11 protein-coding genes and 1 tRNA gene are annotated in these 15,967 nt (G+C 69.6%); 11 read left to right on the top strand and 1 reads right to left on the bottom strand.

The features are described 5' to 3' along the window. Positions 1–134 precede the first annotated feature (134 nt). The 11 genes from dnaA to OG462_RS22390 all read left to right on the top strand — a co-directional run bounded on the left by dnaA (position 135) and on the right by OG462_RS22390 (position 14,451). Positions 135–1,892: a chromosomal replication initiator protein DnaA gene (gene dnaA, locus OG462_RS22440; protein WP_406060123.1), complete on the top strand. Its 1,758-nt coding sequence runs from the start codon at positions 135–137 to the stop codon at positions 1,890–1,892. 940 nt (positions 1,893–2,832) lie between these two features. Further along, complete coding sequence (gene dnaN, locus OG462_RS22435; protein WP_030205035.1) at positions 2,833–3,963, top strand: DNA polymerase III subunit beta; 1,131 nt, start codon at positions 2,833–2,835, stop codon at positions 3,961–3,963. Between the two features lie 185 nt (positions 3,964–4,148). Further along, positions 4,149–5,027: a phosphogluconate dehydrogenase (NAD(+)-dependent, decarboxylating) gene (gene gnd, locus OG462_RS22430; protein WP_141298773.1), complete on the top strand. Its 879-nt coding sequence runs from the start codon at positions 4,149–4,151 to the stop codon at positions 5,025–5,027. 59 nt (positions 5,028–5,086) lie between these two features. Next, entirely contained in the window at positions 5,087–6,208 is a 1,122-nt protein-coding gene (gene recF / locus OG462_RS22425) for a DNA replication/repair protein RecF (RefSeq protein WP_406060120.1), read from the top strand. Next, on the top strand, positions 6,205–6,759 hold the full coding sequence (locus OG462_RS22420; RefSeq protein WP_406060118.1) for a DUF721 domain-containing protein: 555 nt from the start codon (positions 6,205–6,207) through the stop codon (positions 6,757–6,759). The genes recF and OG462_RS22420 overlap by 4 nt, the downstream gene beginning before the upstream one ends. Positions 6,760–7,174: 415 nt before the next feature. Further along, entirely contained in the window at positions 7,175–9,202 is a 2,028-nt protein-coding gene (gene gyrB, locus OG462_RS22415) for a DNA topoisomerase (ATP-hydrolyzing) subunit B (RefSeq protein WP_406060117.1), read from the top strand. A 41-nt stretch (positions 9,203–9,243) separates the two neighbouring features. Beyond that, complete coding sequence (gyrA, locus tag OG462_RS22410; RefSeq protein ID WP_406060116.1) at positions 9,244–11,865, top strand: DNA gyrase subunit A; 2,622 nt, start codon at positions 9,244–9,246, stop codon at positions 11,863–11,865. A 106-nt stretch (positions 11,866–11,971) separates the two neighbouring features. Next, complete coding sequence (locus tag OG462_RS22405) at positions 11,972–12,532, top strand: DUF3566 domain-containing protein (RefSeq protein ID WP_406060115.1); 561 nt, start codon at positions 11,972–11,974, stop codon at positions 12,530–12,532. Between the two features lie 109 nt (positions 12,533–12,641). Next, positions 12,642–12,715: transfer RNA gene (locus tag OG462_RS22400), tRNA-Ile, on the top strand. 158 nt (positions 12,716–12,873) lie between these two features. Next, complete coding sequence (locus OG462_RS22395; RefSeq protein ID WP_003958712.1) at positions 12,874–13,008, top strand: DLW-39 family protein; 135 nt, start codon at positions 12,874–12,876, stop codon at positions 13,006–13,008. 105 nt (positions 13,009–13,113) lie between these two features. Continuing rightward, positions 13,114–14,451 (top strand): hypothetical protein, encoded by a 1,338-nt coding sequence (locus OG462_RS22390; protein WP_406060112.1) that lies wholly within the window; start codon positions 13,114–13,116, stop codon positions 14,449–14,451. Between the two features lie 83 nt (positions 14,452–14,534). Here the strand turns inward: OG462_RS22390 and OG462_RS22385 are convergent, their stop codons facing one another. Next, positions 14,535–15,935 (bottom strand): serine/threonine-protein kinase, encoded by a 1,401-nt coding sequence (locus tag OG462_RS22385; RefSeq protein ID WP_406060111.1) that lies wholly within the window; start codon positions 15,933–15,935, stop codon positions 14,535–14,537. Positions 15,936–15,967: the final 32 nt, after the last annotated feature.

The raw sequence follows: 15,967 nt of genomic DNA, 5'->3' as shown, positions 1-15,967 counted from the left end.
CCGCGACTACCGTGGATGGACTCCACAATCTTTTCCGTTCTGTCCTTACTGTCCTCACGGGTCCGTCCGCACGGACATCGACCCACCGTCCCCGAGAACCACACCATCGTGGGACCTGCGAGAAAGCGTGCCCTGTGGCTGACGTACCTGCCGATCTTGCCGCAGTGTGGCCACGCGTCCTCGAGCATCTCCTCGCAGAGGGCCAGCAGGGGATCGAGCCCAAGGACAAGCAGTGGATCGAGCGCTGCCAGCCTCTGGCCCTGGTCGCCGACACGGCGCTGCTCGCCGTGCCCAACGAGTGGGGCAAGCGCGTCCTCGAGGGCCGGCTCGCCCCGCTGATCAGCGAGACCCTCAGCCGTGAGTGCGGCCGCCCGATCCGGATCGCGATCACCGTCGACGACTCGGTCGGCGAACCGACTCCGCCGGCGCCCCCGATGCAGCAGCCCCCGCAGTCCCGCTACGACGAGCGCCAGCAGCCCGAGCCGTACGAGAAGTACGACGGCTACGGTCACCGACCGATGCCCGACGACGGCCTGCCCACCGCACGCCCGGCCTACCCGGACTACCCGCAGCAGCGCCCCGACCCCGGCGCCTGGCCGCGCACCCAGGAGGACCTGTCCTGGCAGCAGCCCCGGCTGGGCGGCTACCAGGAGCGGGCTCCGTACACCGGTCCCGAGCAGCCCCGGCAGTCGCGCTACGACGAGCCGCCCCGTGGCTACGAGCAGCAGCGGCCCGAGCGCGCCGAGCTGCCCGACCCGCAGAACCACGGCGCCCGTCCCGGTCCCCGGCCGGGCGGTGGCCCGGGCGGCGGCGGCCACGGTTCCTCCTCCGCGCAGGGCTCCGGCGCTCCCGGTGAACAGCACGCGCGGCTGAACCCCAAGTACCTCTTCGACACCTTCGTCATCGGTTCCTCGAACCGCTTCGCGCACGCGGCCGCGGTCGCGGTGGCCGAGGCGCCGGCGAAGGCGTACAACCCGCTCTTCATCTACGGGGAGTCGGGGCTCGGCAAGACGCACCTGCTGCACGCGATCGGACACTACGCGCGGAGCCTCTACCCGGGCACGCGCGTGCGGTACGTGAGCTCCGAGGAGTTCACGAACGAGTTCATCAACTCGATCCGCGACGGCAAGGGTGACGCCTTCCGCAAGCGCTACCGCGATGTGGACATCCTGCTCGTCGACGACATCCAGTTCCTCGCGAGCAAGGAGTCGACGCAGGAGGAGTTCTTCCACACGTTCAACACCCTGCACAACGCGAACAAGCAGATCGTGCTCTCCTCGGACCGGCCGCCCAAGCAGCTGGTGACGCTGGAGGACCGGCTCCGCAACCGCTTCGAGTGGGGCCTCACCACCGATGTGCAGCCGCCGGAGCTGGAGACGCGTATCGCGATCCTCCGCAAGAAGGCGGTGCAGGAGCAGCTCAACGCCCCGCCGGAGGTGCTGGAGTTCATCGCGTCCCGGATCTCGCGGAACATCCGTGAGCTGGAGGGCGCGCTGATCCGGGTGACGGCCTTCGCGAGCCTCAACCGCCAGCCGGTGGACCTCGGGCTCACCGAGATCGTCCTCAAGGACCTGATCCCGGGTGGCGAGGACTCGTCGCCGGAGATCACGGCACCGGCGATCATGGCGGCCACGGCGGACTACTTCGGTCTGACGGTGGAGGACCTCTGCGGATCCTCGCGCAGCCGCGTCCTGGTGACGGCCCGGCAGATCGCCATGTATCTGTGCCGCGAGCTCACGGACCTGTCGCTGCCGAAGATCGGCGCGCAGTTCGGCGGCCGTGACCATACGACGGTGATGCACGCGGACCGGAAGATCCGCGCGCTGATGGCGGAGCGGCGCTCCATCTACAACCAGGTCACCGAACTCACCAACCGCATCAAGAACGGCTGACGGACGGCCGCAGCCGGCTTCCGAAGGGCGCTCCGGGACACCTCCCGGGGCGCCCTTCGGCGTTCCCCAGGGCCTCCTGAACTTCTCCTGAAACCGTCGTAAGGCCGGCTCGGGGACCTTCCGGAGCCCTTCCCGAACCCCCCGGGAGGCGTCGAAGAGCCCACCCGGAGCCCACCTCGAACCTTCCCGAAGCCCTCCCGGGACCTCGTCCGGGGGACGGGCTGTTCGATTACTCCGTTCCGGTGGCGGGTTCTCCACAGATTGGGGGATGATCTCCCGTCCACAGGGTGGGGACTGTCGAGTTATCCGGATTGTGTCCACAGGCCGGACTGCTGACAGATCATCACCCCAGGTCAGACCCTTGTGGAATTGTTGGTAAAAGATCTCCACAGGCTGTGGACAGAACTTTCGTCCACAGGGGGTCCCGAAGGTTGTCCACCGGCTGCCCACAGGGCAGGGTCCGTTGCCCACAGCTTCTCCACACCCCTGTCCACTGTTCGGCAACGAATCGCCCCCTCTCACCGCGTCGAGTGAAAGCCGTCACACCAAGGAGGACGGTTGGGCTGTGGGGAACGTGGGTAAAGCTGGGGACAGCGCTGGGGAGAACTCCCCATGGCCTGTGTATCGGGTGTGCAGAACTTTCGGGTGTCCACAGAGAACCCCAGTTGTCCACCGCCTCCACCCACAGGCGCAGTGGACAAAAAACCGGGCCTGACCTGCGAAAACGACGTTATCCACCGTTTCCACAGGCCCTACTACTACTCCCACTTAGAGTTAGCTAGGAATCCGCTTCGAAGTGGGGCCTGTGCACAACTCGGCGCCGGAGCTCCGACGCGCTCTTGTCGCGACTTGACCCCGAGCAGCACCGAGTGTCGGCGGCGTACGTCAGACTGGTTCCCGCAGTCGACGAAGAGCCAGCAACAAGCAGGAGGCGGTTCCGGTGAAGATCCGGGTGGAGCGCGACGTACTTGCCGAGGCGGTGGCCTGGGTGGCCCGCAGCCTCCCGGCCCGTCCGCCGGCGCCCGTACTCGCGGGCCTTCTGCTGAAGGCCGAGGACGGCGCGCTGAGCTTCTCGAGCTTCGACTACGAGGTCTCGGCCCGTGTCTCCGTCGAGGCGGAGGTCGAGGAGGACGGCACCGTCCTGGTCTCCGGCCGACTGCTCGCCGACATCTGCCGCGCCCTCCCCAACCGGCCGGTGGAGATTTCCACAGACGGTGTACGGGCGACCGTGGTCTGCGGCTCCTCCCGCTTCACCCTCCACACCCTGCCTGTGGAGGAGTACCCGGCGCTGCCGGAGATGCCCACCGCGACCGGCACCGTCCCCGGTGAGGTCTTCGCCTCCGCCGCCGCGCAGGTGGCGATCGCCGCCGGCCGTGACGACACGCTGCCCGTGCTCACCGGTGTGCGCATCGAGATCGAGGGCGACACGGTCACCCTGGCCTCCACCGACCGCTACCGCTTCGCGGTCCGCGAGTTCCTGTGGAAGCCGGAGTCCCCGGACGCCTCCGCGGTCGCCCTGGTGCCCGCGAAGACCCTCCTGGACACCGCCAAGGCGCTCACGAGCGGCGACACGGTCACCCTGGCGCTCTCGGGCTCCGGCAAGGGCGAGGGCCTCATCGGCTTCGAGGGCGCGGGCCGCCGCACCACCACCCGCCTGCTCGAGGGCGACCTGCCGAAGTACCGGACGCTCTTCCCCACCGAGTTCAACTCGGTCGCGGTGATCGAGACCGCGCCGTTCGTCGAGGCCGTCAAGCGTGTGGCCCTGGTGGCCGAGCGCAACACCCCGGTCCGGCTGAGCTTCGAGCAGGGCGTGCTGATCCTGGAGGCCGGCTCCAGTGACGACGCACAGGCTGTGGAGCGCGTCGACGCGCAGCTGGAGGGCGACGACATCTCGATCGCCTTCAACCCGACCTTCCTGCTCGACGGCCTGAGCGCGATCGACTCCCCGGTCGCCCAGCTCTCCTTCACGACCTCCACCAAGCCGGCGCTCCTGAGCGGCAAGCCGGCCGTGGACGCGGAGGCGGACGAGGCCTACAAGTACCTGATCATGCCGGTGCGCCTCAGCGGCTGACGCCTGGCAGTCCGTGCCGGGGGTCCGGGGGTCGCCCCCGGGAAGCCGCAGAATGCCGGTGCGCCTCAGCGGCTGACGCCCTGATTCGGGGCGTCGCCTGAGCGGCTGACCCCACAGGTGTGCACCCGGGTCCCGGCGTAGGCTCGGACCCGGGTAAACCGCACACGACGCTTAAGGAATCTCTGATGGAGCTCGGTCTCGTCGGTCTCGGCAAGATGGGCGGCAACATGCGTGAGCGCATTCGCCGCGCAGGCCACACCGTCATCGGATACGACCGCAATCCGGACCTCGCCGATGTCCACAGCCTCGAGGAGCTTGTGGGCAAGCTCAAGGGGCCCCGCGTCGTGTGGGTCATGGTTCCGGCCGGTGCCGCGACCCAGTCGACCATCGACGAGCTGGCCGATCTGCTCTCCCCCGGCGACATCGTCGTGGACGGCGGCAACTCCCGCTGGACGGACGACGAGAAGCACGCCGAGGAGCTGGCGGCCAAGGGCATCGGCTTCGTCGACTGCGGTGTCTCCGGCGGTGTCTGGGGCCTGGAGAACGGCTACGCGCTGATGTACGGCGGTTCCGCCGAGGACGTGGCGAAGGTCCAGCCGATCTTCGACGCGCTCAAGCCCGAGGGCGAGTTCGGCTCGGTCCACGCGGGCAAGGTCGGCGCCGGCCACTTCGCGAAGATGGTCCACAACGGCATCGAGTACGCGATGATGCAGGCCTACGCCGAGGGCTGGGAGCTCCTGGAGAAGGTCGACTCCGTCACCGACGTGCGCGAGGTCTTCCGCTCCTGGCAGGAGGGCACGGTCATCCGTTCCTGGCTGCTGGACCTCGCGGTGAACGCGCTGGACGAGGACGAGCACCTGGACCAGCTGCGCGGCTACGCGTCGGACTCCGGCGAGGGCCGGTGGACCGTCGAGGCCGCCATCGACAACGCCGTACCGCTGCCGGCGATCACCGCGTCGCTGTTCGCGCGGTTCGCGTCGCGGCAGGACGACTCCCCGCAGATGAAGATGATCGCCGCGCTGCGCAACCAGTTCGGTGGCCACGCGGTCGAGACGAAGAAGTAATCCACAGGCTGTGCACCCCGCGGTGCACAGCCGCCGGGGGAAGAAGGTCGGCGCCCACCATGCACGTCACGCATCTGTCGCTGGCCGACTTCCGCTCGTACGCCCGGGTCGAGGTCCCGCTCGACCCGGGCGTCACCGCTTTCGTGGGCGCCAACGGCCAGGGCAAGACCAACCTGGTCGAGGCCGTCGGCTATCTCGCGACCCTCTCCAGCCACCGCGTCGCCTCCGACGCCCCGCTCGTCCGGATGGGGGCCGAGCGCGCGGTCATCCGCGCCGCCGTCACCCAGGGCGAGCGTTCCCAGCTGATCGAGCTGGAGCTCAATCCGGGCCGGGCCAACCGTGCCCGTATCAACAGGTCCTCGCAGGTCAGACCGCGTGATGTGCTCGGAATCGTACGGACGGTGCTGTTCGCGCCCGAGGACCTCGCCCTGGTGAAGGGCGACCCCGGCGAGCGCCGGCGCTTCCTCGACGAGCTGATCACGGCGCGAACGCCGCGCATGGCGGGCGTGCGCTCCGACTACGAGCGCGTGCTCAAGCAGCGCAACACGCTCCTGAAGTCGGCGGCGATGGCACGCCGGCACGGCGGCCGCGGCATGGACCTGTCCACACTCGACGTCTGGGACCAGCATCTGGCGCGGGCCGGGGCCGAGCTGCTCGCCCAGCGGCTCGATCTGATCGCCGTACTGCAGCCGCTCGCGGACAAGGCGTACGAGCAGCTCGCGCCCGGTGGCGGACCGATTCTGCTGGAGTACCGGCCCTCCGCGCCGGGCACCGGGCACACCCGCGAGGAGCTGTACGAGCAGCTGATGGCCGCGCTCGCCGAGGTGCGCAAGCAGGAGATCGAGCGGGGCGTCACGCTGGTCGGACCCCACCGCGACGAGCTGCTGCTCAAGCTCGGCGAGCTGCCGGCGAAGGGGTACGCCAGCCATGGCGAGTCCTGGTCGTACGCGCTCGCGCTGCGGCTCGCCTCGTACGACCTGCTGCGGTCCGAGGGCAACGAGCCCGTCCTCGTCCTCGACGACGTCTTCGCCGAGCTGGACGCGCGGCGGCGCGAGCGGCTCGCGGAGCTGGTGGCGGGCGGCGAGCAGGTCCTCGTGACGGCCGCGGTGGACGACGACGTGCCGGGGGTCCTCGCGGGGACGCGGTACGAGGTGGCCGGAGGGTCGGTGGAGCGGGTATGAGCGAGGAAAACCTTCCCCAGCCTGTGGACAGGCCTTCCGTTCCCGAACCCTCGGGTGTGGATCTCGCGCGGGTCGCGCTGCGCGCCGCCAAGGAACAGGCGAAGGCCAAGGGCGCGGCCGCCCAGCAGAAGAAGCAGGCCCGGCGCGGGGGCGGACTGCGCTCCGGCGCGCGCGCCGACGGGCGCGACCCGATGGCGCTCGGCGCCGCGATCAACCGGCTCATCACCGAGCGGGGCTGGGAGACGCCGGCGGCGGTCGGCGGGGTCATGGGCCGCTGGCCGCAGATCGTCGGCGAGGACCTGGCGAACCACTGCGTACCGGTGAAGTTCGACGACGAGCCGGACGCGCGGGTGCTGACGGTGCAGTGTGACTCGACGGCCTGGGCCACGCAGCTGCGGCTGCTCGCACCGCGGCTCGTCGCGCGGCTCAACGAGGACCTGGGGCACGGGACGGTGCGGGTGATCAAGGTGCTCGGGCCGGGGGCACCGCGGCGGGGGTACGGGCCGTTGCGGGCGCCGGGGTCCGTGGGGCCGGGCGACACGTACGGCTAGGGCGCCGGGCGGCCTGGGTTTTCTGGGGGCGGGACCTTGTGGCGCGCGGTCGCTGAGCGGTTCCGGTGGTGCGGGTCACAGCCGAAGGGCGCCGTGCGCGTGGGCGTTGTGCCCACCCTCCCCCAGACTCCGTCCGGGGGACCCCCACGTCCTGCGGAACGCATGCCCACAACGGGGCGGCGCGCGTGCCCACACCGCGCTACGGGTCGAAGCGCTGGGTGGCCGTCAGAGGGCTCTGAAGCCCCTGTCCGGATATGGGGAGTCGTCTCGCTCCCGCTCAGGGCGGCACATGCGGACTCAGGCACCGGCAAACCCCCATGACTGTCGGCGCTACCGGTAGACTGGGAGACAATCCCGCCACCCTGCGGAACATGTCGAACGACGCAGCCGCTCCCGTATGCCCGGAGAACGGCTTGTGCTGTGCCAGAAAGGGCGCTTCGTGGCCGATTCCGGCAACCCCAACGAGAACAACCAGTACACCGCCAGCAACATCCAGGTCCTCGAAGGCCTGGATGCCGTGCGCAAGCGCCCTGGCATGTACATCGGCTCGACCGGCGAGCGCGGTCTGCACCACATGGTGCAGGAGGTCGTCGACAACTCGGTCGACGAAGCCCTGGCCGGCCACGCAGACACCATCGACGTGACGATCCTGGCCGACGGCGCCGTGCGCGTCGTCGACAACGGCCGCGGCATCCCGGTGGGCATCGTGGCCTCCGAAGGCAAGCCGGCCGTCGAGGTCGTGCTGACCGTGCTGCACGCGGGCGGCAAGTTCGGCGGCGGCGGCTACGCCGTCTCCGGCGGTCTGCACGGCGTCGGTGTGTCGGTCGTGAACGCCCTGTCCACCAAGATCTCCGTCGAGATCAAGACGGACGGCCACCGCTGGACGCAGGACTACAAGATGGGCGCCCCGACCGCGCCCCTCGCGCAGCACGAGGAGACCGAGGAGACCGGCACCTCGGTCACCTTCTGGGCCGACCCGGACATCTTCGAGACCACCGAGTACTCCTTCGAGACGCTCGCGCGCCGCTTCCAGGAGATGGCCTTCCTCAACAAGGGCCTGACCCTGACGCTCACGGACGAGCGCGAGTCGGCGAAGGCCACGGTCGGCGCGGACGACCCGGAGGCGGAGGCCGCAGAGCCGGCCGCGCGCACGGTGAAGTACCACTACGAGGGCGGCATCGTCGACTTCGTGAAGTACCTCAACTCGCGCAAGGGCGAGCTGGTCCACCCCACCGTGATCGACCTCGAGGCGGAGGACAAGGACAAGGCCCTGTCCCTCGAGGTCGCGATGCAGTGGAACAGCGGCTACAGCGAGGGCGTGTACTCCTTCGCCAACATCATCCACACCCACGAGGGCGGCACGCACGAGGAGGGCTTCCGTGCGGCGCTGACCTCGCTGATCAACAAGTACGCGCGCGACAAGAAGCTGCTCCGCGAGAAGGACGACAACCTCACGGGCGACGACATCCGCGAGGGTCTGACCGCGATCATCTCGGTCAAGCTGAGCGAGCCGCAGTTCGAGGGCCAGACCAAGACCAAGCTGGGCAACACGGAGGCGAAGACCTTCGTCCAGAAGGCGGTCTACGAGCACCTCAACGACTGGCTGGACCGCAACCCGGTCGAGGCCGCGGACATCATCCGCAAGTCGATCCAGGCCGCCACCGCGCGCGTGGCCGCCCGCAAGGCGCGCGACCTGACCCGTCGTAAGGGCCTGCTGGAGTCGGCGTCGCTGCCGGGCAAGCTGTCCGACTGCCAGTCGAACGACCCGGCCAAGTGCGAGATCTTCATCGTCGAGGGTGACTCCGCCGGCGGCTCGGCCAAGTCGGGCCGTAACCCGATGTACCAGGCCATCCTGCCGATCCGCGGCAAGATCCTGAACGTCGAGAAGGCCCGGATCGACAAGATCCTGCAGAACACCGAGGTCCAGGCGCTCATCTCGGCCTTCGGCACCGGTGTGCACGAGGACTTCGACATCGAGAAGCTCCGCTATCACAAGATCATCCTGATGGCGGACGCCGACGTCGACGGTCAGCACATCAACACCCTGCTGCTGACCTTCCTCTTCCGCTTCATGCGGCCGCTGGTCGAGGCCGGTCACGTCTACCTCTCCCGTCCGCCGCTCTACAAGATCAAGTGGGGCCGGGACGACTTCGAGTACGCGTACTCGGACCGGGAGCGGGACGCGCTCGTCGAGCTGGGCAAGCAGAACGGCAAGCGGATCCGCGAGGACTCGATCCAGCGCTTCAAGGGTCTCGGCGAGATGAACGCCGAGGAGCTGCGCGTCACCACCATGGACGTCGAGCACCGCGTCCTCGGCCAGGTCACCCTGGACGACGCCGCCCAGGCCGACGACCTGTTCTCGGTCCTGATGGGCGAGGACGTCGAGGCACGCCGCTCGTTCATCCAGCGCAACGCCAAGGACGTTCGCTTCCTCGACATCTGAGTCGGTCTCAGCTGACCGTACGAAAGGACTGACGACCAGCAATGGCCGACGAAAACACCCCGACCGGGACCACCGAAGAAGAAGAGCCCGTCCTGCGCATCGAGCCCGTCGGGCTCGAGACCGAGATGCAGCGCTCGTACCTCGACTACGCGATGTCCGTCATCGTGTCCCGCGCGCTGCCCGACGTACGGGACGGCCTCAAGCCCGTCCACCGTCGCGTGCTGTACGCGATGTACGACGGCGGCTACCGGCCCGAGAAGGGCTTCTACAAGTGCGCCCGCGTCGTCGGTGACGTCATGGGTACGTACCACCCGCACGGCGACTCCTCGATCTACGACGCCCTCGTACGCCTCGCCCAGCCCTGGTCGATGCGCATGCCGCTCGTCGACTCCAACGGCAACTTCGGCTCCCCGGGCAACGACCCGGCCGCCGCCATGCGGTACACCGAGTGCAAGCTCATGACGCTGTCGATGGAGATGCTCCGGGACATCGACGAGGAGACCGTCGACTTCCAGGACAACTACGACGGCCGCAACCAGGAGCCGACGGTCCTGCCGGCCCGCTTCCCGAACCTGCTGATCAACGGCAGCGCCGGCATCGCGGTGGGCATGGCGACCAACATCCCGCCGCACAACCTCCGCGAGGTCGCGGCCGGTGCGCAGTGGGCGCTCGAACACCCCGACGCCAGCCACGAGGAACTCCTCGACGCGCTGATCGAGCGGATCAAGGGCCCGGACTTCCCGACCGGCGCGCTCGTCGTCGGCCGCAAGGGCATCGAGGAGGCGTACCGCACCGGCCGTGGCTCGATCACGATGCGCGCGGTCGTCGAGGTCGAGGAGATCCAGAACCGCCAGTGCCTGGTGGTCACGGAACTGCCGTACCAGACCAACCCGGACAACCTCGCGCAGAAGATCGCCGACCTGGTGAAGGACGGCAAGGTCGGCGGCATCGCCGACGTCCGCGACGAGACCTCGTCCCGGACCGGCCAGCGCCTCGTCATCGTGCTCAAGCGCGACGCCGTCGCCAAGGTCGTCCTCAACAACCTGTACAAGCACACCGATCTGCAGACGAACTTCGGTGCGAACATGCTGGCGCTCGTCGACGGCGTGCCGCGCACCCTCTCGCTCGACGCCTTCATCCGTCACTGGGTGACGCACCAGATCGAGGTCATCGTCCGCCGGACGAAGTTCCGGCTGCGCAAGGCCGAGGAGCGCGCGCACATCCTGCGCGGTCTGCTCAAGGCGCTCGACGCGATCGACGAGGTCATCGCGCTCATCCGGCGCAGCGACACGGTCGAGATCGCCCGTGGCGGCCTGATGGACCTGCTCCAGATCGACGAGATCCAGGCCAACGCGATCCTGGAGATGCAGCTCCGCCGGCTCGCCGCCCTGGAGCGCCAGAAGATCGTCGCCGAGCACGACGAACTTCAGGCCAAGATCAACGAGTACAACGCGATCCTGGCCTCGCCCGAGCGTCAGCGCGCGATCGTCAGCGAGGAGCTGGCCGCCCTCGTCGAGAGGTTCGGCGACGACCGCCGGTCCAAGCTCGTGCCCTTCGACGGTGACATGTCCATCGAGGACCTGATCGCCGAGGAGGACATCGTCGTCACCATCTCGCGCGGTGGCTACGTGAAGCGGACGAAGACCGAGGACTACCGCTCGCAGAAGCGCGGCGGCAAGGGCGTGCGGGGCACGAAGCTGAAGCAGGACGACATCGTCGACCACTTCTTCGTCTCCACCACCCACCACTGGCTGCTCTTCTTCACCAACAAGGGCCGGGTCTACCGGGTCAAGGCGTACGAGCTGCCCGACGCCGGGCGGGACGCGCGCGGCCAGCACGTGGCCAACCTGCTGGCCTTCCAGCCGGACGAGCAGATCGCCCAGATCCTGGCTATCCGCGACTACGAGGCCGCGCCGTACCTGGTGCTCGCCACCAAGGCCGGTCTGGTCAAGAAGACCGCGCTGAAGGACTACGACTCGCCGCGTTCGGGCGGTGTCATCGCGATCAACCTCCGCGAGGCGGAGGACGGCAGCGACGACGAGCTGATCGGTGCCGAGCTGGTCTCGGCCGAGGACGATCTGCTGCTCATCAGCAAGAAGGCGCAGTCGATCCGCTTCACCGCCACCGACGACGCGCTGCGTCCGATGGGACGTGCCACGTCGGGCGTCAAGGGGATGAGTTTCCGCACGGACGACGAGCTGCTCTCGATGAATGTCGTCCGGCCCGGTACGTTCGTCTTCACCGCGACCGACGGCGGGTACGCGAAGCGCACCCCCGTCGACGAGTACCGCGTCCAGGGCCGTGGCGGCCTCGGTATCAAGGCCGCCAAGATCGTGGAGGACCGCGGCTCGCTCGTGGGCGCGCTGGTGGTCGAGGAGACGGATGAGATCCTCGCCATCACGCTCTCCGGCGGTGTGATTCGTACGCGAGTCAACGAAGTCAGGGAGACCGGCCGTGACACCATGGGCGTCCAGCTGATCAACCTGGGCAAGCGCGATGCCGTCGTCGGCATCGCACGGAACGCCGAGGCCGGCGGCGACGAGGACATCGACGACGCCGAGGATGCCCTGGAGGCGTCCGAGAGCGCGGTGGTCGAGGCCGTGGTGGTCGAGACCGAGGCAGTCGAGGGCACGGAGCCCTCGGCCGGGGAGCACGAGGAGTAAGAGCGTGAGTGGAGCCACGGGCGCCGGATCGGCGGCCGCCGGAGCTTCTGCTGGTGCTGGAGCGAACGGCGCCCGTGGCTCCGCCACGGACTCCCAGGGGGTTGCGGTGACGGACACTCGGGGGCAGCAGCCCTCGTACGAGACCTACAACGGGCCGCTGCCCGGCGAGCGCACGGGTGCGCAGCAGCCGGGCACGCCCTACCACCCGCCGCAGGCGTACGGTGCTCCGGCGCCGGGCGGCCAGGCGGGGACCGGTGCCGTGCGCCGGCCGCGTACGGGGGCACGCACGACGCCCCGTACGCGCAAGGCGCGGCTGCGGGTGGCCAAGGCCGACCCGTGGTCGGTGATGAAGGTGAGCTTCCTGCTCTCCATCGCGCTGGGCATCTGCACGATCGTGGCCGCGGCGGTGCTGTGGATGGTCATGGACGCCATGGGCGTCTTCTCGACCGTCGGCGGCACGATCAGCGAGGCCACGGGCTCGAACGAGTCCAACGGCTTCGACCTGCAGTCGTTCCTCTCGCTGCCGCGGGTGCTGATGTTCACCTCGGTGATCGCCGTGATCGACGTGGTCCTGATGACCGCACTGGCGACGCTGGGCGCGTTCATCTACAACCTGTCGGCGGGCTTCGTGGGCGGCGTGGAGCTCACGCTCGCCGAGGACGAATGACGGCCGAGTGACCTGCGTGGGGGCCGGTCGGTTACCGATTTTGGGACTGGCCCCCCTGTGCGCTAATGTTCAGGAGTCAGCGCGCGGGACATACACCGCAGAGCGCGGCGGGGCTATAGCTCAGTTGGTTAGAGCGCATCCCTGATAAGGATGAGGCCACAGGTTCAAATCCTGTTAGCCCCACAGTGTCGATCGACCCGGACGGTTACTCCGTCCGGGTCGATCTGTTTCTCCGGGGACGCCGGAAGGTTTGAACCTCGTACAGGTCACCGATCGGTATCGGTCGATGTGTAGAGTGGGCGTCAGAAGTCTCCTACGTCAACGAAAGACGAGGTCGCGCGGTGAAGAAGCTTCTCCTGGTCGCACTGGCCGCCATCGGCGGGCTCCTCGTGTACCGCCAGATCCAGGCGGATCGCGCCGAGCAGGATCTGTGGACGGAGGCGACCGACTCCGTGCCCGCAGGTTCGGGTGTGTGAGACGAAGATCGTCTGTGGGTGAAGCCCCGGCCGCGCGAGAGCGGGCCGGGGCTTCGCTTTTGCCTGAGCAAATTGTCGACTTGCTTAAGTGAAGAGGAGCAGCGCGTGAAGACGCAGGCCGGCATCGGCCGGAGGGCGGGGGCCCTGATCACGGCGGCCGCGGCGGTGGGAGCGGTGGTGGCGCTTCCCGTACCGGCTGTGGCGCTTCCCGGGTCGACGGTGGCTGTGGCGCTTCCTGAGCAGGCGGTGGCCGCCGAGGGGAGCGCACTCCCGCCGTACACCTTCGACGGCGCCGCCCAGCGGGTCCAGGGAGCCGCTTCGAGCTCGGACGCGGTGCAGCTGAAGACCGGGCAGACCTACCGCGACACGCTCAAGAAGGACGGCAAGGTCTACTACCGGGTCGACCTCGACAAGCAGAACGCGTACGTCTCCGTCGTCGCCGTGCCCAAGACCGGCGGCAAGGTCGAGTACGGCGACGGCTTCAAAGTGAGCATGCAGGACAGTTCGGGCACCGAATGCGGCTACCAGCAGGCGAACTTCTCCTCCGCCGAGTACACCCGGCCGCTCGCCGCGTACGCCCGCCGCATCGTCGACGCCGAAAGCTCCACCTGCCAGCGCGCCGGCGCCTACTACGTGCTCGTCGAGCGGGAGGCGAAGGCGACCTCCGCCGCCGACGACTGGGAACTGGAGATCCGGTACACGTCCGAGCCGGTCCTGAAGAAGGCCGGCCCGACCGAACTCCCCGAGGTCTGGGCCTCCGGCACGCCCGCGCCGCCCGGGGGCGGCCCGCAGCGGCGGCAGGGCGGCTCCGGCGTCCACGACGCCACCTCGCTGACGCAGGGCGAGTGGCGGTCCGACATCCGGCCCGGCCAGACGCTCTTCTACCGGGTGCCCCTCGACTGGGGCCAGCAGCTCTTCGCCACCGCCGAACTCGGCAGCAGCGCGGCCGGCGACGAGTACATCGGCCACGCCCTGGTCCTCTCCCTGGAGAACCCCGCGCTCGGGCACGTCGACGAGAACACCGTCAGCTACGACGGGAAGCCCGCGACGCTCGCGCTCGACCCGCTGCGGCCGGTCGCGCACGAGAACCGCAGCTCGTACGACGAGGCCACCAGCGGTATGCGCTTCGCCGGCTGGTACTACCTGTCCGCCACGCTCAACCCGGCGATGGCCAAGGAGTACGGGGACAGGACGGTGCCGCTGACCCTGCGGGTCTCCGTGCGCGGCAGCACGAAGCCGGGGCCCGGGTACGACGGTGATCCCGGGCGGTTCACCGTGACCGCCGACGACAAGGAGGCGGCGGAGAACGGCGCCTCCGGGGCACAGGCGGCCGAGCGGAGCGACTCCATGACCGTCGTCGCGGCGGCCGGGATCGGCAGCGGGACGGTACTGCTGCTGGGGCTCGGCGCGTGGACGCTGGTGGCGCGCCGACGGGCGGCGTAGGCGCGCAGGCGGGCGGCACGAAGGAAGGGCCGTACGGCCCGGGCCGTACGGGATGTACAGCCCGGCCGGCGTCCGTCCGCGGCTCAGGTCTGGGTGAGGGCCCAGAAGCCGACCGCGAAGCAGATCAGCGCGAGCAGCAGGACCGGGATCGCCACCTTCGGGGGCGGTCCCGGTCGGCGTACGGGGGCCGGGGGCGCCGCCGGGGCCGGCACGGGGGCGGTGTGCTGCGCGGGAACCTGAACGGGGCGAGCGGTGTATGGATGAGTAGGGGCTTGTTCGTACGGCACCGCTGCGGTGGGTGCCTGTTCGAAGGAGGGGGTCGGGTGCGTGACCGGTGGGGGCAGGTGGAAGCTGCCCGTCTCGGAGGGCCCGGGCAGCGGCGCGGGAGCCGGGACCGGGGCGGCGAGCGGGGCCGTGCTCGGGGTGACCGGGTGCTGGGGCTGGTAGTGCGGCTGTGGGGGCTGCTGTTGGGGTGGTACGGGCATGGGGGCGGGCGTCGGTACGGCGCCGGGTGCGGCGGTCGTGGAAGCGCCCGTGGAGGCGGCCTGGGCGGCCGCGGCGGGGGCGTCGGCGGGGCTGGTGGGGGCAGCGGTGCCGGCGGGGCCCGTCGGGCCCTGGGGGCCGAAGCCGGACGGCAGGGGGCCGAGTTGGTCGAAGATCTCGACCGGCTCCTCGTCGGGACGCGGCTCGGGAAGCATGTCGACGGCGGCGGTCAGGGCCTTGCGCGCGCCCGTGGCCGTCCGGAAGCGAGCCTGCGGATCGGGCTGGAGAAGCCCGGCCAGCACCTGCCACAACGGCTCCGGGATGCCTTCGGGGGCGCCGGGAGTGCCGTGCGTGAGGAAGTGCTCGACCAGGGCCTGGGAGTCCGGCTTGCGGCCCTGGAGCAGATAGAGGGCCACCAGGCCGACGGCGAAGAGGTCGGCCGTGAAGTCCGGCTCGGCGCCGAGGAGCTGCTCGGGAGCGAAGTACCCGGGCGTGCCCACGACGTAGTTGGTCTCGGTGAGGCGCGGCTCACCCTTGCGCATGGAGATGCCGAAGTCGGACAGCCGCAGATGCGGCCGCCCGGTGCCGGTGACGTCCATGAGGATGTTCGCGGGCTTGATGTCGCGGTGCACGACCCCCTCGGCGTGCACCGTGGCCAGGCCCGAGAGCAGCTGGTCGAGCAGGATGCAGACGAACCGGGGCGGCAGCGGGCCGTAGTCGCCGATGACGTGGGCCAGCGAGCCGCCGGCGACCAGGTCCATGGTGAACAGGACCTTGTCGTCGTCGGCGGCCCAGCTGGCCGGGGCGAGGACGTGCGGATGGTCGATCCGCAGGGCCTGCTCGCGGACGAAGCGGAGCAGCGTGTGCGCGTCGCTCTGCAGGAGCACCTTGGCCGCCACATAGCGGCGGCGACGGTGGTCCCAGGCGCGCCATACGGCGCCCGCCCCGCCCCGTCCGATCGGGTCGACCAGCTCGTACCGACCAGCGAATACCTCACCCATCGTGCTGCGTCCGCTCCCCGTTGCTTCGTCTG

This window comes from Streptomyces sp. NBC_01077, assembly GCF_045162855.1.
Lineage (GTDB): Bacteria > Actinomycetota > Actinomycetes > Streptomycetales > Streptomycetaceae > Streptomyces.
This window is presented reverse-complemented; position numbering and strand designations above follow the sequence as displayed.

What these genes read in the sequence shown, in the direction of transcription:
- gyrA (WP_406060116.1), top strand. Translation starts at nt 9,244, where the DNA reads ATGGCCGACGAAAACACCCCGACCGGGACCACCGAAGAAGAAGAGCCC.
- recF (WP_406060120.1), top strand. Translation starts at nt 5,087, where the DNA reads ATGCACGTCACGCATCTGTCGCTGGCCGACTTCCGCTCGTACGCCCGG.
- gnd (WP_141298773.1), top strand. Translation starts at nt 4,149, where the DNA reads ATGGAGCTCGGTCTCGTCGGTCTCGGCAAGATGGGCGGCAACATGCGT.
- OG462_RS22420 (WP_406060118.1), top strand. Translation starts at nt 6,205, where the DNA reads ATGAGCGAGGAAAACCTTCCCCAGCCTGTGGACAGGCCTTCCGTTCCC.
- OG462_RS22385 (WP_406060111.1), bottom strand. Translation starts at nt 15,935, where the DNA reads ATGGGTGAGGTATTCGCTGGTCGGTACGAGCTGGTCGACCCGATCGGA.